The organism is Dolomitihabitans soli (assembly GCF_022213955.1).
Classification (GTDB): Bacteria; Actinomycetota; Actinomycetes; order Streptosporangiales; family Streptosporangiaceae; genus Streptosporangium_A; species Streptosporangium_A soli.
This window is the reverse complement of record NZ_JAKNTW010000005.1, coordinates 504442-527878: the sequence shown is the minus strand read 5'-3', so window position 1 is coordinate 527878 and position 23437 is coordinate 504442. Positions and strand designations below refer to the sequence as shown.

The 23437-nt window shown below is 71.4% G+C and carries 22 protein-coding genes; 11 read left to right on the top strand and 11 right to left on the bottom strand.

What is annotated here, in order from left to right:
* Positions 1-42: 42 nt before the first annotated feature.
* The 7 genes from MBA17_RS49425 (at position 43) to MBA17_RS13210 (ending at position 6251) form a co-directional block, all read left to right on the top strand.
* Complete coding sequence (locus tag MBA17_RS49425) at positions 43-2022, top strand: serine/threonine protein kinase (protein ID WP_455432752.1); 1980 nt, start codon at positions 43-45, stop codon at positions 2020-2022.
* 275 nt (positions 2023-2297) lie between these two features.
* Positions 2298-2528, top strand: coding sequence for a hypothetical protein (locus MBA17_RS13235; RefSeq protein ID WP_238496704.1), 231 nt, complete (start codon positions 2298-2300; stop codon positions 2526-2528).
* 180 nt (positions 2529-2708) lie between these two features.
* Positions 2709-3530: an enoyl-CoA hydratase-related protein gene (locus MBA17_RS13230; RefSeq protein WP_238496703.1), complete on the top strand. Its 822-nt coding sequence runs from the start codon at positions 2709-2711 to the stop codon at positions 3528-3530.
* Positions 3531-3575: 45 nt separating this feature from the next.
* Positions 3576-4610 carry a phosphotransferase family protein gene (locus tag MBA17_RS13225; protein WP_238496702.1) on the top strand — a complete coding sequence of 345 codons (1035 nt, stop codon included), beginning with the start codon at positions 3576-3578 and terminating at the stop codon, positions 4608-4610.
* A gap of 102 nt (positions 4611-4712) precedes the next feature.
* A complete protein-coding gene (locus MBA17_RS13220; RefSeq protein WP_238496701.1) occupies positions 4713-4919 on the top strand; it encodes a hypothetical protein in 207 nt (68 codons plus the stop codon).
* Positions 4920-5051: 132 nt separating this feature from the next.
* Positions 5052-5912 carry a helix-turn-helix domain-containing protein gene (locus MBA17_RS13215; RefSeq protein WP_238496700.1) on the top strand — a complete coding sequence of 287 codons (861 nt, stop codon included), beginning with the start codon at positions 5052-5054 and terminating at the stop codon, positions 5910-5912.
* A 75-nt stretch (positions 5913-5987) separates the two neighbouring features.
* Positions 5988-6251: a hypothetical protein gene (locus tag MBA17_RS13210; RefSeq protein WP_238496699.1), complete on the top strand. Its 264-nt coding sequence runs from the start codon at positions 5988-5990 to the stop codon at positions 6249-6251.
* 30 nt (positions 6252-6281) lie between these two features.
* On the opposite strand, the gene MBA17_RS13205 is transcribed toward MBA17_RS13210, so the two are convergent.
* The 5 genes from MBA17_RS13205 to MBA17_RS13185 all read right to left on the bottom strand — a co-directional run bounded on the left by MBA17_RS13205 (position 6282) and on the right by MBA17_RS13185 (position 10150).
* Positions 6282-6923, bottom strand: coding sequence for an ATP-dependent Clp protease proteolytic subunit (locus MBA17_RS13205; RefSeq protein WP_238496698.1), 642 nt, complete (start codon positions 6921-6923; stop codon positions 6282-6284).
* The gene (locus tag MBA17_RS13200) at positions 6920-7588 is read right to left on the bottom strand and encodes a ClpP family protease (RefSeq protein ID WP_238496697.1); all 669 of its coding nucleotides are present in this window, start codon (positions 7586-7588) and stop codon (positions 6920-6922) included. The genes MBA17_RS13205 and MBA17_RS13200 overlap by 4 nt, the downstream gene beginning before the upstream one ends.
* Positions 7589-7837: 249 nt before the next feature.
* A complete protein-coding gene (locus MBA17_RS13195; RefSeq protein ID WP_238496696.1) occupies positions 7838-9109 on the bottom strand; it encodes an erythromycin esterase family protein in 1272 nt (423 codons plus the stop codon).
* Between the two features lie 195 nt (positions 9110-9304).
* Positions 9305-9949, bottom strand: coding sequence for a CatB-related O-acetyltransferase (locus MBA17_RS13190; RefSeq protein WP_238496695.1), 645 nt, complete (start codon positions 9947-9949; stop codon positions 9305-9307).
* A gap of 45 nt (positions 9950-9994) precedes the next feature.
* Positions 9995-10150 carry a hypothetical protein gene (locus tag MBA17_RS13185; protein ID WP_238496694.1) on the bottom strand — a complete coding sequence of 52 codons (156 nt, stop codon included), beginning with the start codon at positions 10148-10150 and terminating at the stop codon, positions 9995-9997.
* An 82-nt stretch (positions 10151-10232) separates the two neighbouring features.
* On the opposite strand from MBA17_RS13185, the gene MBA17_RS13180 reads away from it, so the two are divergent.
* The gene (locus tag MBA17_RS13180; RefSeq protein ID WP_274385292.1) at positions 10233-10877 is read left to right on the top strand and encodes a TetR/AcrR family transcriptional regulator; all 645 of its coding nucleotides are present in this window, start codon (positions 10233-10235) and stop codon (positions 10875-10877) included.
* Between the two features lie 261 nt (positions 10878-11138).
* On the opposite strand, the gene MBA17_RS49415 is transcribed toward MBA17_RS13180, so the two are convergent.
* From MBA17_RS49415 to MBA17_RS13145, 6 genes are all read right to left on the bottom strand, one after another.
* Complete coding sequence (locus MBA17_RS49415) at positions 11139-13211, bottom strand: glycosyltransferase family 39 protein (RefSeq protein WP_274385291.1); 2073 nt, start codon at positions 13209-13211, stop codon at positions 11139-11141.
* Positions 13208-14401, bottom strand: coding sequence for a glycosyltransferase (locus MBA17_RS13165; protein WP_238496692.1), 1194 nt, complete (start codon positions 14399-14401; stop codon positions 13208-13210). The genes MBA17_RS49415 and MBA17_RS13165 overlap by 4 nt, the downstream gene beginning before the upstream one ends.
* A 62-nt stretch (positions 14402-14463) precedes the next feature.
* Positions 14464-15822: a sensor histidine kinase gene (locus tag MBA17_RS13160; protein WP_238496691.1), complete on the bottom strand. Its 1359-nt coding sequence runs from the start codon at positions 15820-15822 to the stop codon at positions 14464-14466.
* Positions 15819-16514 (bottom strand): response regulator transcription factor, encoded by a 696-nt coding sequence (locus MBA17_RS13155; protein WP_238496690.1) that lies wholly within the window; start codon positions 16512-16514, stop codon positions 15819-15821. Before MBA17_RS13155 ends, MBA17_RS13160 begins: the two co-directional genes overlap by 4 nt.
* Before the next feature lie 296 nt (positions 16515-16810).
* Positions 16811-18346 (bottom strand): phytoene desaturase family protein, encoded by a 1536-nt coding sequence (locus MBA17_RS13150; RefSeq protein WP_238496689.1) that lies wholly within the window; start codon positions 18344-18346, stop codon positions 16811-16813.
* Positions 18347-18497: 151 nt separating this feature from the next.
* Positions 18498-19430 carry a LysR family transcriptional regulator gene (locus MBA17_RS13145; RefSeq protein WP_238496688.1) on the bottom strand — a complete coding sequence of 311 codons (933 nt, stop codon included), beginning with the start codon at positions 19428-19430 and terminating at the stop codon, positions 18498-18500.
* 556 nt (positions 19431-19986) lie between these two features.
* On the opposite strand from MBA17_RS13145, the gene MBA17_RS13140 reads away from it, so the two are divergent.
* The 3 genes from MBA17_RS13140 (at position 19987) to MBA17_RS13130 (ending at position 23397) form a co-directional block, all read left to right on the top strand.
* Positions 19987-21027: a YeiH family protein gene (locus MBA17_RS13140; RefSeq protein ID WP_238496687.1), complete on the top strand. Its 1041-nt coding sequence runs from the start codon at positions 19987-19989 to the stop codon at positions 21025-21027.
* Positions 21028-21509: 482 nt separating this feature from the next.
* Positions 21510-22430, top strand: coding sequence for a pseudouridine-5'-phosphate glycosidase (locus tag MBA17_RS13135; RefSeq protein WP_238496686.1), 921 nt, complete (start codon positions 21510-21512; stop codon positions 22428-22430).
* Positions 22431-22434: 4 nt separating this feature from the next.
* Entirely contained in the window at positions 22435-23397 is a 963-nt protein-coding gene (locus MBA17_RS13130) for a carbohydrate kinase family protein (protein ID WP_238496685.1), read from the top strand.
* The last annotated feature ends 40 nt before the right edge of the window (positions 23398-23437 follow it).

Genomic DNA, 23437 nt, shown 5'->3' with positions numbered 1-23437 from the left:
GTGGGAGTTAATCCGTTTGCGTAGTTTGTCGGGGGGGGAATCGTGGCGCAGGTCCAGCCGCTGAGCACGGACGACCCGCGCCAGCTCGGGGCCTACGAGGTGCTGGGCCGGCTCGGCGAGGGCGGCCAGGGAGTCGTCTACCTGGGCCGCGGGCCCACCGGCGAGCAGGTGGCGGTGAAGCTCCTGCACGGCGGGCTCATCGCCGATCCCGAGGCGCGGACCAGGTTCCTGCGCGAGGTCGCCGTCGCCCAGCGGGTCGCCCGTTTCTGCACCGCGCCCGTGCTGCACGCCGACCTCGTGGGCAACCAGCCCTACATCGTCACCGACTACGTGCCCGGCCCCTCCCTGCGCCAGCTCGTCGACCGTGAAGGGCCGCGCCGGGGCGCGGCCCTGGAACGGCTCGCGATCAGCACGGCGACCGCGCTCGCCGCGATCCACCGCGCCGGGATCATGCACCGCGACCTCAAGCCCGCCAACGTGCTCATGGGGCCCGAGGGCCCAGTGGTGATCGACTTCGGCATCGCCAAGGCGCTGGACTCCCCCGGCGCCACGGCGACCGGCATGACCATGGGCACCCCGTCCTACCTCGCCCCCGAGCAGCTGGCCGGCGACGACGTCTCCCCCGCCGCCGACGTGTTCGCGTGGGGCATCACGATGGTCTTCGCGGCCACCGGCAGCCCCGCCTTCGGGCAGGACTCGATCCCGGTGGTGATGAACCGGATCCTGCACAAGGAGCCGGAGCTGGGCGACCTGGACGGAGCGATGCGCGACCTGGTGGTCGCGTGCCTGTCCAAGGATCCCGAGGTACGGCCCACCGCGGACGAACTGGTCAGCCATCTCACCGGACAGCCGACCGCGCCCCTGCGCACCGCCCCGCCCGCGCCGCTGCCGGACGCGACCCGGCGCGAGCCCTCCTACCGGCCGGACGCCCAGCACCACGATCCCCGTTCGGACCCCCAGCAGCCCGGTCCGCAGCGACCCGGACCCCAGCAGCCCGGCCACCCGCAGCCCGGCCACCCGCAGCCCGACCTCAGGCTCCACCAGCCCGGCCCCGGCCCGTGGAACGCCCCCGGCCCGCAGCGCGGCCCCGGTCCCGGCGGTCCGTCGGGCCCCGGTGGCCCGCCGGGTCAGGGCGGACCCTCCGGTCCGGGCAGGCCGCAGAGCCAGGGCGGTCCGCTCAGGCCGCAGAGCGGCGCGCCCGGCCCCAAGTCGTGGAAGGGCCGCAGACCGCTCGTGATCGGCCTGGCCGCGGCTGCGGGCACGCTGGTGCTCGGCGTCGGCTCCGTGGTGCTCGCCCAGTCGGGAACCCTGTCGGCCGACCCCAAGGTCACGCCGTCCTCCGCGCCCGTGGCCCTGGAGAGCACGGACACCGAGACCGCGCCGCCGCCCGAGCTGCCGCCCACCGTGTGGACGTCGCCGACACCGAAGCCGAAGCCGACGCGTACCAAGCGGACGCCTCGCCCGCCCACGAAGCTCGAACTCCCGGTGGAACGTCCCACCACACCGCGCACCACCGCGCCCAAGACCACCAAGCCGACCAAACCGGCCGAGGAGCGGACGCGGACGCCCTCCCCCACCCCGTCGTCTCACGAACCGAGCCAGCCGGAGCCGGAGCCGACCCCGACGCGGAGCACCACCCCGCCCAAACCGACCACGAAGCCCCCGTCGCCGCCGAAGACGACCGCCCCGCCCAAACCCAACCCGCACACACCGGCCGGCGTGTGCGGCGGCGGCTACAAGATCGTCAACTCGCACGGGCTGGGTGGCAAGGCCACGGTCTACCTGCTCTTCAACTCCGCCGCGGGCAAGAACTGCGTCGTGACCATGTCCAGGTACGTCGTTCCCGCGAAGGTGTCGATGGGGGCGGTCCTCCAGGTCAAGGGCGGCGCCAACGGCAGCGACGCGGGCAGGTTCACCACCTACGCCGGCCCGGTCCGCCTCTCCGCCGCCAAGAAGTGCGTCATCTGGGGCGGCTCGTACGGCGGCGTCTCCTGGAAGAGCGGCTGGAGCCACTGCGGCTGACCGCCCCCAAGCGTCACCCAAGAAATTCTCTGCGTGATGGTGTGACTACGCAGAGTTATGGCAACAATCACTGGGTCCAGCTCTTCCTTGAGCAATCCGAGAGGACCAACAGTGAGACCAGTCACTCATCTCGGGCGCATCGCCACCTCGGTGCTCGCCGTCGCGCTCGCCGGCGCGGTGGCGGCACCGGCGCACGCGGCGTCGAGCCCCTCCGAGACGCCGGCCGCCGCGCTGCAGCGCGCGGCCGACCAGTGCGGAGCCGGTGAGATCTGCCTGTGGGCGACCGAAACTACAGCGGCACCCCGTGGCGATGGACCCGCGCGAGCGGCTATCGCGATATGCCCAGCAATCTGCACGACCACGTCTACTCCTTCTACGCCAACACCAACGGCTGCTTCATCGACTGGAACCCCCAGGAGAAGCGCACCGTCAACAGCGGCGACTACGCGCAGGCGTACGACACCAACTTCGGCCGCAGGATCGACGCCATAGCGCCGAACTGCTGAGCCTCCGGCTCGCGTGACGAGGTGATCCCCGGCCAAAGGGGATCACCTCTCCGCGTCGGCTTGTCCCCGCGAACGCCCGCGAACGCCCGCCGTACCTCCTCCTCAGGTTCCGGGGTCGCGTGGCAGGGTGGTGCGATATACGTCGAATCGGCGTAGCGACCGTGGACGAGGAGCGTGCGGGTGACGAGCACAGAAGCAGGATGGCCGGTGGAGCGCCTGGTGCACAGGGAGACGAAGGGCGGGGTGGCCACGATCACCCTCGACTCGCCGCGTAACCGCAACGCGCTCTCCGTGCGGCTGCTGGGCGACCTGGAGGACAGGCTCAACTGGGCGATCGCCGACGACGACGTACGGGTGATCGTGCTGACGGGCACCGGCCCGGTGTTCTGCTCGGGCGCCGACCTGAAGGAACAGCGCATCGAGCGGAGCGATCCGCACGAGGCCCCGGTGACGGCCTCGTTCCCGGAGATCATGAATCTGATCTGGGAGAGCCCCAAACCGGTGATCTGCCGGCTCAACGGCACCGCGCGGGCCGGCGGTCTCGGCCTGGTGGCGGCCTGCGACTTCGCGTTCGCGCCGCTGTCCGCCTCGTTCGCCTTCACCGAGGTACGGCTGGGCGTGGCGCCCGCGATGATCTCGGTCACCTGCCTGCGGCGGCTGCGGCCGGGCGCCGCGGCGGAGTACTTCCTCACCGGCGAGGTCTTCGACGCCGCGCGTGCGGCCGAGATCGGGCTGCTGACGCGGGCCGTACCCGAGGAGGAGCTGGACGCCATCGTCGCGCACTACGCGGGCATGCTGCTCAGGGGCGGCCCCGAGGCGCTGGCGATCACCAAGCAGCTCGTGCGGAGCGTGCCCGCGATGCCGGTCGAGGAGGGCATGCGGCGGATGGCCGCCCTCTCGGCCGAGCGGTTCACCTCCGCGGAGGGGCAGGAAGGCATCCGGGCGTTCATGGACAAACGCCCGGCGTCCTGGGTCGTTGACCCGGGCGACGCGGGCTCGTAGGGTCCTGTTCGGGGACATATTAGAATAAGATTCGGCAGGGGTCACATGAGCGCCACGCACATCGACGTCACCGCCATCGACTTCGGCGTGCTCGGCACGTGGATGGACGAGCAGGGGCTCCCCGGCGGCGAGTTCGGAGCGGCCGAGGCACTGCTCGGCGGCACCCAGAACGTCATGATCCGCTTTTCCCGCGGCGGCGTGCCGTACATCCTGCGCAGGCCGCCGTTACATCTGCGGGCCAGGAGCAACGAGGTGTTGCGCAGGGAGGCGCGGGTGCTCGGGGCGCTCAGGGACACGCCCGTCGCCGCGCCGCGGCTCATCGCGGCGTGCACCGACGAGAACGTCATGGGCGGGGCGGTCTTCTACCTCATGGAACCGGTCAGCGGGTTCAACCCGACGACGGAGCTGCCCCAGCCGCACGCGGGCGACCCGGCGATCCGCCACCGGATGGGCCTGGAGGCGGCCATGGCGCTGGCGGAGCTCGGCAGGGTCGATCACGTCGCGGTGGGGCTCGGCGGCTTCGGGCGGCCGGAGGGATTCCTGGATCGCCAGGTGCCCCGGTGGATGGGCGAGCTGGAGTCCTACGCGGAGCTCCCGGGCTATCCGGGGCCGGGGATCCCCGGCCTGGAGCGGACCGCCGGATGGCTGGAGGGCAACCGGCCGGCGAGTTTCACTCCGGGTGTCATGCACGGCGACTACCACCTGGCCAACCTGATGTACGCCTACGACGGACCTCGGGTGGCGGCGATCGTCGACTGGGAGATGTGCACGATCGGCGATCCGCTGCTGGATCTCGGCTGGCTGCTGGCCACCTGGCCGACCGCCGACGGGGGGGCGATGCTCCCCGGAGCCGTGGACGGGCTGCCGCCGGCGGCCGAGCTGGTCGCCTGCTACGCGTCGCTGTCGGACCGCGACGTGTCCGCCGTCGACTGGTACGCGGCGCTGGCCTGCTTCAAGCTCGGCATCGTGCTGGAGGGCACCCATGCGCGGGCCTGCGCCGGCAAGGCGCCGAAGGACATCGGCGATCTGCTGCACGCCACCACGCTCGCCCTGTTCGAACGTGCTCAGACCTTTATGTGATCGAAAGCCCGAATTGGGCAGTTGAACCCTTCTCGTACCCCTCTGTTCGCGTACAATTGCGCGCAATTGCACCAGCGGGAACCGCTCGGGAAGGACGAAACAATGCGGCTGCGGTTTCTGGGCTCCACCTCCGAGGCGGGCGCCTGCCCGTCGCTCTACGAGACCGACCGGGGCACCATCGTCGTGCAGGGCCTCCAGGTGACCGACGCCGAAGCGCTGCGCGACCTGCGGCACGTCCTCGACGGCGAGGGCGCGGTCGAAGTGCCTCGCGAACTCCTCATCGACATAGCCAGGCAGGTCATCGGCTGATCACGATTCCGCCGCGCCCACTGGCATGATCGGCGGCTTGGGTCTACTGTCGGTGCGCACCCGTGACCCTGCGGATCGTCGCGGGGTCCCGGGGCGTCGCCGGCCATTCGGCGCCCCCATCACGGAGGAAGCGTGAGCGGCTTTCAGCAGGCCCGGATCGACCTTGGCAGTCAATTGCGGCAATTGCGGGAGACCGCGCATCTGTCGGGAAAGGAACTCGCAGAGCGCCTCGGGTGGCAGGCGTCGAAGGTCTCCCGGCTGGAGAACGCCAGGCAGACCGCGTCAGAGGACGACGTGGTGGTCTGGGGGCAGGCCGTACAGGCGCCGCCGGGGGTGGTCGACGGCCTGATCGCGCAGGCCATCCGGCTCCTCGAACGCCACGACTCCTGGCGGCAGCGGCACCGGGGCGGGCTCGCCGCCCTCCAGGAGGACATCCGCGACCTGGAGGCGCGCACCAAGAGGTTCCGGGTGTTCGAGCCCGGTGTGATCATCGGCCTGCTGCAGACGGCGGAGTACGCCCGGCACATCTTCACCAAGGTCAAGCGCCTGTACAGCGCCTCGGAGGAGATCGACTCGGCGATCCGGGTCCGGATGCAGCGTCAGGAGATCCTCTACGACCAGAGCCGGCGCTTCAGGTTCGTGGTGCCGGAGGCGGTGCTGAGATACCGGCTCGCCCCGCTGAACGTGATGCGCGGCCAGCTCGACCGGCTGCTCGCGGTGAGCACGCTGCCCAACCTCGAGTTCGGGGTGATCCCGTTCGAGGCGCCGCTGCCCTCGGCTCTGGTCAACGGGTTCTACATCTACAACGAGGCGATGGTGGGCGTGCCGACCAGGACCAAGGACCTCGTCCTGCGCGACCCCGAGGACATCGCCTTCTACGCGCGCACGTTCGAGGAACTCGCCGAGGTGGCCTGCTTTCAGGATGACGCCCGCGGGGTAATTTTCCGAGTTTTGAATGATTTTTCACGACAGGTGGAACAATCGATGGATTGACCCTCGCAATTGCTTGCCGGGTTCATGATGATCGTGCAATCCTGTCGCAACGGAACATGTCGCGGAGGTGACGGGATGCTGGACACGCTGTCCTGCCTGGAGCGCTTCGCCGGAGCGGCCCGCCTGCACGCCGATCTTTCGGTGCAGAACGTCGCGCTGAGCAGCGACCCCGCCTACGTGAGCGTGCGCAACAGGTTCAGCACCACCCTGTTCGAGACGGTGACCTGCTGCCCCGAGGGGAATTTCATCACCTCGTGGGGCTACCGCCTCGGCGACTCGGGGAACGTCAAGGACGCCGCCGCCCGCCTCGCCTACCTCCTCGCCGCCCTTCCCGCGTGACCCCGCAGGGCCACGCGGCGGCTCGCGGGCTCAGCGTGTCACAGCCAGCGGCTTGCGTTTCAGATCGGTGTAGACGTCGTCGATCAGGCCGTACTCCTTCGCCTCCAGCGCGGTGAAGATCTTGTCTCGTTCGAGATCCTTGCTGACCTTGTTGAGCGGCTGCCCCGAGTGCCTGGCCAGCAGCTCGTCCTGGAGATTGCGCATCCGGATGATCTCCCTGGCCTCGATCTCCAGGTCGCTGGCCGAACCCCGCCCGCCCTCGGTCCAGGGCTGGTGGATCAGGATCCGCGCGTTGGGCAGCGCGGCCCGCTTGCCGGGAGCTCCGGCGGCGAGGAGCACCGCCGCGCCCGAGGCCGCCTGCCCGAGGCAGACCGTCTGGACCTCCGGCCGGATGAACTGCATCGTGTCGTAGATCGCGTTCATCGCCGTGAAGGATCCGCCGGGCGAGTTGATGTAGAGGTGGATGTCGCGGTCGGGGTCCATCGACTCCAGGGTGAGGAGCTGGGCCATCACGTCGTTGGCCGACACGTCGTCGATCTGCACCCCGAGGAAGACGATCCGGTCCTCGAACAGCTTGTTGTACGGGGTGGTCTCCTTCGTGCCGTACGTCGTGCGCTCGACGAAGGAGGGGAGGATGTAACGACCCTCGGCCCGCGGTTCCGACCGGCTCATGATGACGCTCCTTCGGTGGACAGGTGGGTGGCGTTGCGGATCACTTCGTCGACGAGGCCATAGGTCTTGGCCTCCTCCGCCGTGAACCACCGGTCACGGTCCCAGTCGGCCCGGACCTGCTCGGCGGTCTGTCCGCTGTGCGCCGCGATCCGCTCGGCCAGGACCTTCTTGATGAACATCATCTGCTCGGCCTGGATCGCGATGTCGGACGCCGTGCCGCCGATGCCGCCGGAGGGCTGGTGCATCATCACCCGGGTGTACGGCAGGGCGAAGCGCTTGCCGGGCGCTCCGGCCGTCAGCAGCACCTGACCCATCGAGGCGGCCAGCCCGATCGCGACCGTGCTCACGTCGTTGGGCACGAATTCCATCATGTCGTAGATCGCCATTCCCGCCGACACCGAGCCGCCGGGGGAGTTGATGTAGAGAAAAATGTCACGCTCTGAGTCTTCCGCGCTCAGCAGCAGCAATTCGGCGCAGAGCCGGTTGGCGATCTCGTCGTCGACCTCCTGGCCGAGAAAGATGATGCGCTGCTGGAGCAGCCGCTGGCTGACCTGCTCGACGAAAGGAGAGGGCCGCGGCGTCTCGACGGTGCGCGCCCTGATCCGCCCCGCGTCTCCGAGCCCTCCGAGGTCGCGCGCCGCCGCCGGCTGCCATGGATTCGACATGCTCACTCCATCACCCGTCCTCTATCGCGTTCTTCGTTGTTTTGGACATTAGCCAGAACATCGATCCGGGCACACGCGTTTTCGCTGACCGCACATTTCGCTCACAGCTTTTCACTGTGGGCACATTCCGCCTTCAGCAAAACAATGGGGTGAGTTTTAATTATTCGTGGTATGTCACCCAGGTCGAAATGATCGTGAGCCAGGCCATGCGGTCAGCGCGGCGATCGTGATGCCTCATGTCGAGGTCCCTCAGCCCGCGATGTCGGCCACGGTGGAGGTCGGGGCGCTGAGGATGCCGTCGAACGCGTCGAGGACGGGGGTATGCAGGTAGGCGCTCTGGATCCGGATGCGGTCGGGGCCGGGGATCTCGTGATCCGCCTGGCGGAGATCGGCGATGCTGAGCCCCAGGTCGGCGTCGGCGAAGGCGGCTTCGATGCTGCCCGGCTCGGGCGGCTGCAGCGTGGTGTCGTCGATGGCGAAACCGAAGCGGGCGTTCTCGTCGGGGCGCATGTCGGCGGTGTGTCCGGTGATGCTGGTCAGCGCGAGGGCGACGTAGTCATCGCCCAGGGAGTTGTGCAGGTGCTGTCCCATGGGGAGCCCGGTGAGGTGGCCGTCGAAGGAGACCGGTGTCTTCTGGATGTGAGCGTTGTGGGCCGCCAGCACGATGCGGGTCCCGGGGTGGAGGCGCTCCAGGTGCCACAGGATCGACCCGGCCATGTAGACGTCCCGGGCCGAGGTGTCGGCGGTCAGCCCGTTGCCGGCGTACAGGCCGGCCATGGCGCGAAAGCCGTAGTCGGCGTGGCAGGCGGCCTCGAGGCGACGCAGGGCGACGTCATAACTGTGCTGGTCACCACGGGAGACATACAGCGGTGCGACGGCGCGGAACCGGATGAGCAGGCGCATCAGGGTCGCGCTGAGGGCGTCCTGCTCGGCGGCGGCCAGGCGAGTCCAGGCCGGTGCGGCCGAGGCCGCGGAGGCGCTGGCGAACGATTCGGCGATCCGCATCGCCTGCTGGATCGCCGGGAGGACCTCGGGGTCGACCTGGCGCAGGTAGTCGGCGACCGGGGCCAGGGCGGGAAGCAAGGACCCACCGGCCGCCGGGATGTCGATCCCGGCGAAACGGACCGGCGCCGCGGCTGTGGCGTTGTGCCGGCGCATCCAGCGCAGTGGCTCATCGATCCCCACCGGGATCGCCGCGGCGAGATGGGCCGACAGATCATCGTCCGGGCCCTCCCCCTGGGCCCAGGCGTCCAGAGGGAAGCCTTCGCTGAAGCCGTACTCGAAGGCCAGGACGGTGAAGCCGCAGCGTTCGACCAGGAACCGCAGGATGCGCCGGCGCATGAGCGAGAACTCGGTGATGAAGTGGGAATTCTCACCGATCGCGACGACGCGCGCGTTGCCGATGAGCTCGCGCAGCGGCTCCAGGTCATCGAGCGGCGCCTCAGGGTCGAGGTGGGTGAGCGGGACGGCATGGGCTCCAAGCCAGCCGGCGAATGAGGTGGGGTGGGACGGAGCAGGCATGCTGACAGCTCGATTCTGGCGTTGGAAGGTGAATCAAATGACGCGGGGTGGGAGTGCGGGTCACCGCACGCGGGGCGCCACGGGAGCTCGGCGGCATAGCGGTGAAGTCGCCGGGCCGCACCCGGCTGCCGGTTGTCCTGTGCCAGGACTGTCGAGCGGTCCTCACCCCGCTTGGCGGCGGGCCTGACGTACCCCCTACACCTGCGCGGGGGCCGCTTTCTCCAGGTCGTCGATGCTGCCGGACATGATCGTGCGGACGTGCTCGGTGATGAGCTGTAGCGGCCAGTCCCACCAGGCCAAGGCCAGGAGGCGGTCGATGTCGGCCTCGCTGTGGCGGCGGCGGATGAGCCTGGCCGGGTTGCCGCCGACGATGCCGTAGTCGGGCACGTCGTCGACGACGACGGAGCCGGCGGCGATGATCGCCCCGTGGCCGATGCGGACACCGGGCATCACCATGGCCTGGTAACCGGTCCAGACGTCGTTGCCCACCACGGTGTCACCCCGTCCGGGCAGGCCGGTGATGAGGTCGAAGTGCTCGGCCCAGGAACCGCCCATGATCGGGAAAGGGAACGTCGAGGCACCGTCCATGCGGTGGTTGGCGCCGTTCATGATGAACCGTACGCCTTCGCCCAACGCGCAGAACTTCCCGATGACCAGTTTCTCCGGCCCGTAGTGGTACAGCACATTACGGGTCTCGAAGGCAGTCGGATCATCCGGATCGTCGTAGTAGGAGAACTCCCCGACCTCGATCAGCGGCGAGGTGACCAGCGGCTTCAGCAGCACCAGACGCGGCTGCTCGGGCATGGGATGCACCACGGCCGGGTCGGCGGGAACGGGCATCACAAATCATCTCCTTGCTGAAGCTGTCTATGGGACTGAACGACGTCAGGCCTTGGCGCGGGAAGCCAGAGCCGCCTGCACGCCCGGATGCGCGCCCTGCCGGTGCCGACACAGCAGGCGCTCGCGGCCGACGATGAGAGTGCCGTCGTAGCCGGCGACCGTCAAAGGCCGCACGACCGGGCGGACGCTACGAGAGAGCATCGAAAAACTCCACTAGTGCGACAACTGCTGCATTAAGATACTGGCACGACGCCGTCCCACTGAGCAAACCGGATGACCAGCGATGACTTACCCAGCACCACGACCGGAGGACCCCCGGCCGACGCCCGGCCGACGCCCTGGTGGCCGTACCGCACGTATTCGTGCGCAGGTACTCGACGCAGTCCGCGCAGAGCTTGGAGAACACGGTTATGACGGGCTCACCATGGACGCCGTCTCCGCGCGCGCGGGCGTGCACCGCGCAACGGTGTACCGGCGTTGGGGGGACGTCGGCGGCTTGCTCGCCGACGTCCTCGACGCTGCGGGCGAGGACGCCTGGCAACCCCCGGACGCCGGCTCGCTGAGCGGCGACCTGGCGGCACTCAACCATGAGATCCAGGCAGCTCTAACTGCGCAGCCGCCGATCGTCGCAGCCCTGATCGCCGCCTCATTTCGCTCCGAGAAGGCCGACCAAGCCCAACAGCGGCTCTGGGAGGACCGGTACGCCCGCTGCGAGATCATCGTCAGCCGAGCCATCCGGCGTGGCGAACTCCCGTCGCACACCGACGCTCGGCGACTGCTCGTCGCCGCCACCGCGCCGCTCTACCATCAGCTGTTGATCCTCCGCACAACACCCGATCCGCGCTTACCCGAGCACGCGGCCAGAACCGCCGCCCTCGCCGCGTCCGCCGGCGCCTTCGCTGAGCCCCCATCATCCGGCGGCACGTGACGCGACCCAGCGTCTCGCCTGAAGCCCCCACACCGGAGGGCCGCGCCACGTGGCCGCAGGCTGAGCTGTCATCACCCAGGGCAGCAGAAAGGACAGCCCTCCTCCCCTGTCGCCGTCCTGCGCATGCTCCGCGAACACGACGAGGTGAAACGCCACGGCGCCTGCGGCGACCACGCGCTGACCGCTACCGAGTCCTCAACGGCGGGAACAAGCGACATCCACCATGATCCTTCTCAGCGCCAACGGCTGTCCGCCGGTTCCTCAACCCCCGTGATCGCACCGGTAGAGGATCTCCGTCCCTCCGTGATCGGTGACCTTGGCGCAGTTGGCCTCGACCCACGCCGTCACCTCGGCCCCGCCGCGCTCCGGACCTCCCCTCCCCGCGCCCCCGGCGCCCTCGCCGCCCGGCATGACGAATCGCAGCCTGCCGGCGGCGACGTACTCCTTCAGCTTCGCCACGGTCATCGCCGGATCGCCGCCGGTGAAGCCGCCCATCGCGATGACCGGCTCGCCGGTGGACAGGATGAGGGCCGACGCGCTCTGCGCGCTGGAAACCGCGACCAGCCAGTCCGCGCTCCCCCGTTCACGCCGCAGGTAGGCGGCGAGCCGCGTGCTGACCGCCTCCCGGCCCATGCCCGGCCCCCGCCGGCCGCCGCCGGCCCGCTCAGGCGTGCGCGCGCCGTCCTGGCCGGGCTCGGCGGAACCACCGGGACCACCGGGACCACCGGGACCACCGGGACCACCCTGGCCGGGGAAACCGCCAGGGAAGCCGCTGCCCGCCGGGCCCGCCGTCGGGTTGGTGCCGTTGACCGCCGAACCCAGCGGCGTCAGCGCGTAGGCGGTGGGCCCGGCGAGCCCCGCCGCCAGCGTGGCGATCAGCGCGACGGACGCCACGCGCCGCCGTACCCGCCGCCCGGCGCGCGCCACGACCAGCCCGGCCACCGCGACCACCGACGCCCCCGCCACCGCCCACACGAGCCACGGCACGAACTCAGGCGTACGGCGCAGCACGACGAACGCCCACCCCCCGGTCAGCGCCACCCCCACCGGCAACGCCCACCCCCATGCCCGGGACCTCGCCCGCCACATCAGCACCCCGCCGATCCCCGTCAGCGCCGCGATCGCCGGAGCCATCGCCGTCGAGTAGTAGGGGTGGAAGGTGCCGCCGGAGAAACTGAAGATCACATAGTGCACGGCCAGCCATCCGCCCCAGAGCAACAGGGCGGCTCTCACGGAATCCGTCCGGGGAAGGGGAGAACGCGCAGCGGCCGGATCCGGACCGGCGGAGACGACAGGGCCGGACAGCCGGGAGAGCAGGACGAGTCCCACGATCAGGGCCAGCACCGCGAACGGGAGCAGCCAGGAGATCTGCCCGGCCATGGTGTCGTTGAACAACCGCCCGGCCCCCGCCTCCCCGCCGAAACCGCCACCACGCCCGGGACCACCGCCGAAACCACCGCTCACGACATCCCCGGCACCGGCCGGCACCGGCCCGCCGCCGCCCTGGCCGAAGATCCGCCCGAGCCCGTTGTAGCCGATCACCAGGTCCCAGACCGTGTTGTCGGTGCTGCCCCCGATGTACGGCCGATCGGCGGCCGGCCACAGGTCCACCAGCACCATCCACCACCCGCTGGACACCACCAGCGCCGCCCCGGCCGCGAGCAGCCGGCCGCACCGCCGGAGCATCGTCCCCGGCGCCGCGTACAGGTAGGTCGCGGCGAAGGCGGGGACCACCAGGTAGGCCTGGAGCATCTTGGTGTTGAAGGCGAGCCCGACGAGCACCGCCGACAGGACCAGCGTGCGCAGCCGCCCGGTGCGGATCGCCTCCAGGCAGAGCCAGGCGGCCCCGACGAGCAGCAGCACCAGGACGGTGTCCGGGTTGTTGTCCCTGTTGATCGCCACGGTGATCGGGGTCAGCGTCAGCACCAGGGCGGCGAGCAGCGCGGCGGCGTGTCCCGCGCCGCTCCGCCGTACCGCCGAGTGGACCAGCCAGACGGCGGCGACGCCGGCCAGCGCCTGGGGCAGCAGGATGCTCCACGCGGAGACCCCGAAGATCCGGGCGGACAGGCCCATGACCCACAGCGCGAAGGGCGGCTTGTCGACGGTGATGAACGAGCCCGCGTCGAGGGCGCCGAAGAAGAACGCCTTCCAGCTCTCGGTGCCGGACAGGATCGCCGCGGAGTAGTAGGAGTTGGCGTAGCCGTTGGCGCCGAGCGCCCAGGTGTGGAGGACGGCGGCCAGCGCGAGCACGGCCACGAGCAGGGGCCGGGCCCACTTCGGGGTGCCGGGCGCGGCGGCGGCGCGGTGCCGGACGCGAGCCAGGGTCGTGGTCAACGGGTTCTCCTCGACGGGTTGAAGACCCACGCACGCAGCAGCAGGAAACGTACGAGGGTGGCGAGCGCGTTGGCGGCGACGACGGCGGCCAGTTCGGCGCCGGTCGGGGGGCTTGGGACCGCGAGGTGGAGCACGGCCAGCCCTCCGGTGCTCAGGCCGAGCCCGATCAGGAAGGCGAGGCCGCCTTCGAGCTGGTGCCGTACGGCTCCCGCCCGGCCGGTCACCCCGAAGGTGAAGCGGCGGTTGGCGGCGGTGTTGGCGATCGCGGTGGCGAGCAGCGCGACCGCGTTGGCGGCGAGCGCGGGCATGACGAGCCGCAACAGGAGGAAGAGCCCGAGGTAGGCGAGCGTGCAGCAGACTCCTATGATCGCGAAGATCGGAAGCTGCCGGGCCATCCCCGGCGGCAGCTCCGCCTGCCGTCCCCGTCCGCCGGCCCTTCCGCCGGGCACGACGGCCCTGGCCCCGGACGTGGCGACGCGCAGCATGCCGCGCAGGTCGTCCAGGGCAGTCCTGACGATGTCGACCCGGCTGTCGGGGTCGTCGACCCAGTCGACCGGCACCTCGTGGATGCGCAGCCCGTGCCGTTCCGCCAGCAGCAGCAGCTCGGTGTCGAAGAACCACTCCTCGTCCTCGACGGCCGGCAGCAGCGCCTGGGCCACCTCGGTGCGCACCGCCTTGAAGCCGCACTGGGCGTCGGAGAACCGGGCCCCGAGCGCGATGACCAGCAGCAGGTTGTAGGCGCGGGAGATCAGCTCGCGTTTGGGCCCGCGCACCACGTTGGCGGCCGACGACAGGCGGGTGCCGATCGCGAGGTCGCTGTGGCCCGACAGCAACGGCGCGACCAGCGGCAGGAACGCGTCCAGATCGGTGGACAGATCCACGTCCATGTAACTCACCACGTCGGCGGCGCTCTCCCGCCACACCTGGCGCAGCGCCCGCCCCCGGCCCTTCCGCGCCAGGTGCACGGCGTGCACGGAGGGCAGTTCGCGGGCGAGGGCCGTGGCGATCTCCCAGGTGCCGTCGGTGCTGGCGTTGTCGGCGACGGTGATGCGGAAGCCGTAGGGAAAGGTGCGGGTCAGGTAGTCGTGCAGGCGGCGCACGCTGGTGGCGAGCACCCGTTGCTCATTGTGTACGGGAACGACGATCTCGACCACTCGCGTGCGTGGTGGCGCCCCGGTCGGCTGGTTCATGGCTCCACATTCGGAAGCCGGTCTTGGACGAAACTGAGGCGAGAGTTAACGCTCGATGAGAATCACGAGCCGGGCAGCCACAGCCACGCCACCGCGCCGCCGCCCGGCGCGTTGCCCAGGCCGGTCTCTCCCCCGGCCTCCCGCGCGGCCTGCGCCACGATGGCCAGGCCCAGTCCCGAGCCCGGCAGGCTGCGCGCGGCTGGTGAGCGCCAGAACCGGTCGAAGACGTAGGGCAGGTCCTCCTCCGGGATCCCGGGCCCGTGGTCGGTGACGGTGAGCCTGCCGTCCTTGAGGGACACCCGCACCGAGCCGCCCGGCGGGCTGAACTTCACCGCGTTGTCGAGCAGGTTCATCACCGCGCGCTGCAGCGAGGCGGCGTGCCCGGTGACGTGCCAGGGGGCCAGCTCGGTGTCCACCCGTACGCCGGGGGCGCGCAGCCTGGCCCTGGCGACGGCCGCCTCGATCACGTCGTGGAAGGCGACCCGCTCCCCCGGTTCGTGGTCCTCGTCGGACCTGGCGAGCTGGAGCAGGTCGCCGACGAGCGTGGACAACTCCTCGAACTGGGCCTTGACGTTGCCGAGCAGCCGGCGTTTGGCGCCGGGTTCCAGGGCGCGCCCGGTGTGCTCGCTGCGCAGCAGCAGGTCGATGTTGGTGCGCAGGCTGGTGAGCGGGGTGCGCAGCTCGTGGCCCGCGTCGATGATCAGCCGCCGCTGCCGGTCGCGTGATCCGGCGAGCGCCGCCGTCATCGCGTTGAAGGAGGCGCTGAGCCGGGCGATCTCGTCGGTGCCCTCGACCGGGATCGTGGTGCCGAGGTCCTCGGTCTGGGCGATGTGCTCGACCGCCTCCGTCAGGCCGGCCACGGGACGCAGCGCCGTACGGGAGATCAGCAGGCCCGCCGAGGCGGCGCCCAGCACGCCGACCGCGGCGACCCCGGCGAGTATCCAGGCCAGTCCGGCGAGCGTCGACTCCAGCTCGGCGAGCTGCCGGGACTCCATCACCGCGACCCCGGGGGCGACGCCCGAGGTCCTGACCCGTACGGCCGAGCCCTGGTCGGTGACGCCGTACCGGAACGCGGATCCCCCGTCGGACGCGATCCGCCGGTCGGCGGCCGTGACCACGATCCCCTCGGGGCCGATCACGCACCGCTCGCCCCCGGCGTAGGCGATCTGCAACGGCGGGAGGAACGGCCGGAGCCCGTCGCCGCCCGGCGGGGGCCCGCCCTCGGTGCAGCGCTCCAGGATCTTGGCGAGCTCGCGGGGCGGTCTGGGGTCCGCACCCGGGCCCTGCAGGCTGCGGTCCACCTGCCTGAGCATCTCGGCGCGCACGATGAACCAGGACGCGCCCGCGCACACCGCGATCGCCAGCGCGACCGCCGTGGCCACCAGCAGGGTCAGCCGGGAACGCAGCGTGCGCCTGTTCACAGGGTGGCCCGCAACACGTAGCCGACGCCCCGGACCGTGTGGATCAGCCGGGGCGCGCCGCCCGCCTCGGTCTTACGGCGCAGATACATCACGTAGACGTCGAGCGAGTTGGACGAGGGCGCGAAGTCGTAGCCCCAGACCTCGCTGAGGATCTGCTCCCGGGTCAGCACCTGCCTCGGGTGCAGCAGGAAGAGCTCCAGCAGGAGGTACTCGGTCCGGGTCAGGTCGAGCCTGCGACCCGCCCTGGTCACCTCCCGGCTCACGGTGTCCATCCGCAGGTCGCCGAAGGCCGGCACGCCGTCGTCCAGGAGGCTCCCGGCGGCCGCCGTACCGCGCCGCAGCAGCGCCCTGACCCTGGCCAGCAGCTCGTCCAGTTCGAACGGCTTGACCAGGTAGTCGTCGGCGCCCGCGTCGAGACCCGAGACCCGGTCGCCGACCGCCTCGCGCGCGGTGAGCATCAGCACCGGCACCTGGTTGCCCGCGGCCCGCAGCCGCCGGCAGGCGGTCAGCCCGTCCAGGCGCGGCATCATCACATCGAGCAGCACCACGTCGTACGGCACGCGTTCCAGCGTGTCGAGCGCCGCCTGCCCGTCGCTCGCCAGGCCGACGGAGTATCCCTCGAACTCCAGGCTCGCCTGCAGGGCCTCCCGCAGGGCGGGCTCGTCGTCGACGACCAGAACATGTGCGCTCACCAGGTCACGCTAACCGCACCAGATGAGAATCCCGTTAAGCACCGATCCCGTCGTCCCGCCGCGTCCCCCGCCGACCTCGTCGCGTGCCTCGTTGAGCGGGGGACGCCATCCGTCTCCGCCGCATGCCACGCGTGACCGGACCTCCGCCACCGGACCACGGGACCCGGGGAAGTCTGGCCAGCCTCGTCGCGTGCCTCGTTGAGCGGGGACGCCATCCGTCTCCGCCGCATGCCACGCGTGACCGGACCTCCGCCACCGGACCACGGGACCCGGGGAGCCTCGTCGGCCTCGTCGCGTCAGCCGCCGTGCAGGATCGCCATGGCCGCGTTGTGGCCGGGGATGCCGCTGACGCCGCCGCCCCTCCGCGCGCCCGCGCCGCACAGCAGCACCTTCGGGTGCCCGGTCTCCACGCCCCACCGTCCCTCGTCGGCCGGCTCCTCGGCGTACGGCCACGACAAATCTCGGTGGAAGATGTGCCCGCCGGGCAGCCCTGCCTCGCGTTCCAGGTCGACCGGGGTCTTGACCTCCAGGCAGGGTTCGCCGCCGGGGGTGCGCAGCAGGCACTCCTCCAGCGGTTCCGCGAGCACGCCGCCCACGGAGGCCAGCGTCGCCGCCAGCGCCTCCTTCCTGGCCTTCTCCGGGTCGGCCCGGAACAGCCTGGCGGGCATGTGCAGCCCGAACAGGGTCATCGTCTGCGCCCCCGCCGCCCGCAGGTCGGCTCCCAGGATCGACGGGTCGGTCAGCGAGTGGCAGTAGACCTCGGCGGGCGGCAGCGAGGGGACGCGCCCGCCGGCGGCTTCGGCATGGGCGGCGGCGAGTTGGTCGCGGCCCTCGTTGATGTGGAACGTCCCGCTGAACGCCTGCGCGGGATCGACCGCCGGGTCCTTCAACCGGGGCAGCCGGGACAACACCATGTTGATCTTGAGCTGGGCGCCCTCAGGCAGGTCCCCGCCCTCGCCTTCGCCTTCGCCGAGCAGCCGGGACAGTACGGCGGGCGGCACGTTGGCGAGTACGTGCCCGCCGGTCACCGTGTGCTCGCCCCGGTCGTCGCGGAACGTCACCTCGCCGGCGGGGTCGATGGCCAGCACCTCGGTACCGGTGCGGATCTCGGCCCCCGCCGCCCGCGCGGCCGAGGCGAGCGCATCCGTCACCGCCCCCATGCCGCCGACCGGCACGTTCCAGTCTCCGGTGCCGTCACCTATCACGTGGTAGAGGAGGCACCGGTTGGCGAGGCGGTCGGGCGCCGACGGGTCGGCGAAGGTCCCGATCAGCGAGTCGGTGAGCACCACGCCGCGCACCGTGTCGTCGGCGAACCGCTCGTCCACCACCTCGCCGACCGGCCGCTCGAACAGATCGCGCCACGCCTCCGCGCCCACGGCCGCCCGCATCGCCCAAGCGCCGACGAGCGGCTCCAGCAGCGTCGGCGCGACCCGCCGGGCGACGTGGGCGGTCAGCGCGTAGAACCGGCGCCATGCCTCGTACTCCGCTCCGCCGCCGGTCACGGCCGCGAACGAGGCGGCGGTCCTGGCCTCGTCGCCACCGTCGACCAGCAGTCCGGTACGGCCGACCGGGGTGTAGGAGGCGAAGCGGCGGCCACGCAGCTCCAGCTTCAGCCCCAAATCGAATGTGATCTTGGAGGGCAGCAGGCTGACCAGGTACGAGTAGCGGGACAGGCGCGCGTCCACGCCGGGAAAGGCCCTGGCCGACACCGCGAGCCCGCCGACGTGCCCGAGCCGCTCCAGGACCAACACCCGGCGGCCCGCCCCGGCAAGGTAGGCGGCGGCGACCAGCCCGTTGTGGCCGGCCCCGACGATGACAACGTCGTATCGCATCAAATCCGGACCCTATCTGAATTATGAGCGCTTGAGTCCGCCGACGATCACTTCGCGCCGGACCTGGCGATCGTTATGAGCACTTGGGCCCGCCAACGATCACTTCGCAGCAGACCTGGCGATCGCTATGAGCACTCGAGTCCGCCAACGATCACTTCGCGCCGGACCTGGCGATCGCGAGGAGGGTGGCGGCGGGCCCGGCCAGTCTCCGGCCGCGGCGCCAGACCGCGCGCAGGCGGCGGCCGAGGTCGATCCCGGCCGTGGTGACCTCCACGAGCCGGCCGGTCGCCAACTCGGTCTCCACCGCGTACCCGCTGAGCACCGCAGGCGCCGCCCCCTCCCGGGTGGCGCCCTTGACCGCCGTGTTCGAGCCCAGCTCCAGCCTCGGCGCGGCCACCACGTGCCCGCGCATCGCCAGGTCCAGCGTGTCCCTGGTCCCCGAACCACGCTCCCGCACCACCAACGCGGTCGCCGCCAGCTCCGCCGGACGCAACGGCGTACGGCGGCGCGCCCACGGATGCCCGCCGGCCACCACCACGACCAGCCGGTCCGTCGCCACCACCTCCGACTCCAGCCCGGCGGGCACCACCGGCCCCTCCACGAAGCCCAGCTCCACCTCCGCGTCCTCGCCGCCGACCGCAGGCCGCTGCCCCTCCTCGCCCAGCACCAGCGCGGCGACCTCGGCGGAGTTCAGCACGTCCAGCCCGACCTGGACCTGCGGTTCGCGCGCCTGGAACTCGCCAAGCCATCTCGGCAGCAGGTATTCGGCCACGGTCATGCTCGCCGCCACCCGCAGATGCCCCTCACGCCCCCGCCGTACGGCCTGCGCGCCCCGCACCAGTTCCTCCGCCGCGGCCAGCACCTGCGTCGCCCACCCCGCGACCATCGCACCCTGGGTGGTGAGCTTGGACCCGCTGGGCGTGCGCTCCAGCAGCGGCAGCCCGAGCCGTCTCTCCAGCAGCGCGATCCGCTTGCTCGCCGACGGCTGGGCGATCCCGGCGGCACGCGCCGCCTGACCGAGGCTGCCCAACTCGCCCACGTCCACCAGTAGCCTCAGCGACTCCAGATCCGGCAGCTCACTCATAGCCCCAGGCTATGACCTCCCAGCCAGTTGCCGCCTACCCGGCGTGCCCAACCTGCCGAAGACTCGAAGCATGCCCTTCCCTCCCGGTTCAGCCCGGTATGCGGCCACCACTCCGCCCGCCCCGGACACACTCCAGAACCGAGCGCGGACCGAACCACAGGCGAGGGCGCGGACCGAACCACAGACACACCCACAGACCACACCGCCGGTCGGGGCCTCGACCACATCCCGGGATCGAACGCAGACCCGGCCACAGACACAACCACAGACCACACCACCGGCCAGAGCCTCGACCACATCCCCGGATCGAACGCAGACCCGGCCACACACGCAACCACAGACCACACCACCGGCCAGAGCCTCGACCACGACACAGGAGCAAACACGGGCCAAGCCGCCGATAGAGGCACGACCCGAGCCGCGCGGACGGACGCGGGCCCAGGCGGCGGCTCCGGAATCGGCTGCGCCATCGCCGAAGCCCTCGGCCGCGCCGGGTGACGGAGCGCTTGCACTGTCAGGGGCCGGGACGCGGGCGCTGTCGCAGGAAACGGCGCGGGTGAGCGTGGCGGCGCGGGTGCGGGAGCGGCTGCGGGAGCTGGGGCCGGGTGTGGCGTTGACGGGGGGCGTGGTGGTCGCCGGGGTCGCGGCGGCGCGGGTGGTGCCGGGGGTGAGCCCGGCGGTGGTGGCGGTGGCGGCCGGGGCGGCGCTGGCGAACCTGGGGTGGCTGCCCGGAGCGACACGGCCAGGACTCGCCTTCATCACCAAGCGGGTGCTCCGGGTGGCGATCGTGCTGCTCGGGCTGCAGATCGCACTGCCCGAACTGCTCGCGCTGGGCTGGCAGGCCCTGGTGGTGATCGCCGGAAGCACCGCGATCACGTTCCTGGGCACCCGGGCGCTCGGCGCCCGGATCGGCGTGCCGCCGCGCCGGGCGCTGCTCATCGCGACCGGCGTGTCCATCTGCGGCGCCGCCGCCATCGCCGCCATGGACACGGCCACGAAGACGGGCACGACCGCGAAGGGGACGACGCCCTCCGGCGACGGCCGGGAGGACGACGACGTGGGGAGCGCGGTGGCCGTGGTGACGCTTTTCGGGAGCGCGGCGATCGTGCTGGTGCCGATGATCGGGGCGGCGCTGGGGTTGTCGCCTCGCGAGGTGGGGCTGTGGGCGGGAGCATCGGTCCACGAGGTCGCGCAGGTGGCGGCGATCGGGGCCGCCGGCGGAGCCGCCGTGCTGGCCGCTGGGATCATCGCCAAGCTGTCCCGGGTGCTGCTGCTCGGGCCGATGGTGGCGCTGGTCTCGCTGACGGCCCGCCGTACGGATCCGGGGTCGGGGCGGACGCGTGGGGCGGGCGTGCCCTGGTTCGTCGCGGGGTTCGCCGTGCTGGCCGTGGTACGGAGTGCGGAGCTGGTGCCGGCGGCGATCGTGCAGGCGACACCGCAGGTGACGAACGTGCTGCTGGCGGCGGCCCTGTTCGGGCTCGGGACCGGGGTCGACGTGCGCCGGCTGCTGCGCGGCGGCCGGTCGCTGCTGCTCGGGGGCATCGCCACCATGATCATCGCGACCGTCTCGCTCGCGGGCGTCACCCTCGTGGCGTGATCCGCAACGACTCCGTACGGCACGCCGGACGACAGCGCTCCGAGCCGCCGCCGGACGACTCCGGGTGACCGTACCGACTCCGGGTGACCGTACCTACCGACTCCGGGGTGACAGTACTGATTTCGGGTGACAGTACCGCCTTCGAACGACCGCTCCGCGTGACGTTTCGGCGGCTCTGGTGGTGTGCCGGCGACAGTCCGGCGGCTCCGCACCACGTGCCGGCTTGGAACCATCCTCAACGCGCCGCTCCGGGTGGCCTGCCGGCGTGGAACCCCGCTCAACGCGCCGCTCCGGGTGGCGTGCAGCCTGGAGCCCGTCCGACGCGCCGCTCACGGCGCTCCGGGTGGCCTGCCGGCGTGGAACCCCGCTCAACGCGACGTTCCAGCGGGTCCGGATAGCGTGCCCGTCTTGGAACAACCGTGCTCAGCGTGCCGTTCCAGTTGCGCCGGAGCAGCCCATGGACGAGGAGTAAGAACCACCCCATGCCTACGAACACCGTGCTCAGCCTGTCGAAGGAGGTCGCCGGGGCGCTGTCCGCCGGCGATCCGGTGGTGGCCCTGGAGTCCACGATCATCTCCCACGGGCTGCCTCAGCCACGCAACCTGGAGGTGGCCGTCGAGCTGGAGGAGATCGTCAGGGCGGCCGGCGCCGTACCCGCGACGATCGCGGTGCTCGACGGGGTCGCCCGCATCGGGCTGGACGAGGCGGAGCTGACGCGGGTCGCCACCGAGCCCGGCCTGCGCAAGCTGGGCCAGCGCGATCTGGCGGCCGCCGCGGCGCTGCGGGCGAGCGGCGCGACGACGGTGTCCGCGACGTCGTTCCTCGCCGCACGGGCGGGCATCCGGGTGTTCGCCACGGGAGGGCTCGGCGGGGTGCACCGGGGGTGGACGGACAGCCAGGACGAGTCCGCCGATCTCGACACGCTGAGCCGTACGAAGATCACCGTGGTCTGCGCCGGGGTGAAGTCGATCCTCGACGTGCCCGCCACGCTGCAGCGGCTGGAGACCCGCGGGGTCACGATCGCGGGTTTCGGGAGCGACACCTTCCCCGGTTTCTACCTGCACAGCTCGGGGGAGCCCGTCGACTGGCGCATCGAGTCGCCCGACGAGGCAGCCGCGATCATGCTCGCTCAGGATCGGCTCGGCACCGAGACGGCGCTGATCGTGGCCAACCCGGTGCCGCAGGCGGCGCAGCTCGATCCCGCGCTGCACGACCGGGTGCTGGCCGAGGCCCTCGCGGCGGCCGAGCGCGCGGGGGTCACCGGCCAGGCGATCACGCCGTTCCTGCTGGAGTTCCTGGCCGAGGGCACGAAGGGGGCCTCGCTGGAGGCGAACCTGGCCGCCGTCCGCGGGAACGCCCGCCTCGCGGGACTCATCGCGGCCGCCTGGTCGGCGAGGGACTGACCACGTGGCCGGGTTGCTCGTCATCGGCGACGTCGTGACCGACGTCGTCGCCCTGCACCAGGCCGCCGCGTTCGACGCGGGCACCAGCGTCGGCACCGGCACCGGCACCGACACCGCCGCCGACATCGTCCTGCGGCCCGGCGGCTCGGGCGCAAACACCGCCTGCTGGGCGGCCCACCTGGGAGCCGACGCGCGCCTGCTGGCCCGCGTCGGATACGACACCGCCGAGTGGCACACGGCCGAACTGGTACGCGCGGGGGTGCGCCCGCACGTCGACGTCGACCCCGATCACCCGACGGCCGTGGTGATCGCGATGGTGGACGTCACCGGCGAGCGCTCGATGCTGACCAACCGGGGGGCCGGCGCCTGGATCGGCCCCGGCGACTGGGACGACGCGCTGCTGGACGGCGTGGGACTGCTGCACATGTCGGGCTACCTGCTGTTCGCCGAGCCCGGCCTCGAACTGGCCCGGCTGGCGATGGCGGCGGCGTCCGCGCGCGGCGTGCGGATCAGCGTGGATCCCGGATCGGCGGGATTCCTGCGCGGCTTCGGTGTCGAGCGCTTCCTTTCGGAGACCTCATCCGCCGGGCTCATCATCCCGAACCAGGACGAGGCAGAGGTGCTGACGGGGGTGACCGAGGTGAAGCGGGCCGCACGAGAGCTCAGTTCCCGATACGGTGCGGCCGTGGTGAAAGTCGGCGAGAGGGGTGCGCTGTTCGCGAGGGACGGGCGTCTGGAGACCGCCGTCCCGGGCCTGCCCGCCCGGGTCGTCGACTCCACCGGCGCGGGCGACGCGTTCGCCGCGGGATTTCTGACGGCCGTGCTCGCCGGATCCTCCGAGGCCGACGCCCTGACAGCGGGGTGCCGGGCGGGGGCGAGGGCCGTAACCCAGATAGGTGGCCGACCCCAAATACGTGATTCGCCCGATTCACCGCCCAACGAGCTTTACCCTATTGACACCAATTGATAGCTTGCGGCGTAGGCTGCACCACTAGCCACACGCGTCA

Bases quoted from the DNA above. Each gene is read 5' to 3' on its own strand.
- MBA17_RS13225 (WP_238496702.1), top strand. From the start codon at position 3,576: ATGAGCGCCACGCACATCGACGTCACCGCCATCGACTTCGGCGTGCTC.
- MBA17_RS13220 (WP_238496701.1), top strand. From the start codon at position 4,713: ATGCGGCTGCGGTTTCTGGGCTCCACCTCCGAGGCGGGCGCCTGCCCG.
- MBA17_RS13210 (WP_238496699.1), top strand. From the start codon at position 5,988: ATGCTGGACACGCTGTCCTGCCTGGAGCGCTTCGCCGGAGCGGCCCGC.
- MBA17_RS13205 (WP_238496698.1), bottom strand. From the start codon at position 6,923: ATGAGCCGGTCGGAACCGCGGGCCGAGGGTCGTTACATCCTCCCCTCC.
- MBA17_RS13200 (WP_238496697.1), bottom strand. From the start codon at position 7,588: ATGTCGAATCCATGGCAGCCGGCGGCGGCGCGCGACCTCGGAGGGCTC.
- MBA17_RS13195 (WP_238496696.1), bottom strand. From the start codon at position 9,109: ATGCCTGCTCCGTCCCACCCCACCTCATTCGCCGGCTGGCTTGGAGCC.
- MBA17_RS13190 (WP_238496695.1), bottom strand. From the start codon at position 9,949: ATGCCCGTTCCCGCCGACCCGGCCGTGGTGCATCCCATGCCCGAGCAG.
- MBA17_RS13185 (WP_238496694.1), bottom strand. From the start codon at position 10,150: ATGCTCTCTCGTAGCGTCCGCCCGGTCGTGCGGCCTTTGACGGTCGCC.
- MBA17_RS13180 (WP_274385292.1), top strand. From the start codon at position 10,233: ATGACTTACCCAGCACCACGACCGGAGGACCCCCGGCCGACGCCCGGC.
- MBA17_RS13165 (WP_238496692.1), bottom strand. From the start codon at position 14,401: ATGAACCAGCCGACCGGGGCGCCACCACGCACGCGAGTGGTCGAGATC.
- MBA17_RS13150 (WP_238496689.1), bottom strand. From the start codon at position 18,346: ATGCGATACGACGTTGTCATCGTCGGGGCCGGCCACAACGGGCTGGTC.
- MBA17_RS13145 (WP_238496688.1), bottom strand. From the start codon at position 19,430: ATGAGTGAGCTGCCGGATCTGGAGTCGCTGAGGCTACTGGTGGACGTG.
- MBA17_RS13135 (WP_238496686.1), top strand. From the start codon at position 21,510: ATGCCTACGAACACCGTGCTCAGCCTGTCGAAGGAGGTCGCCGGGGCG.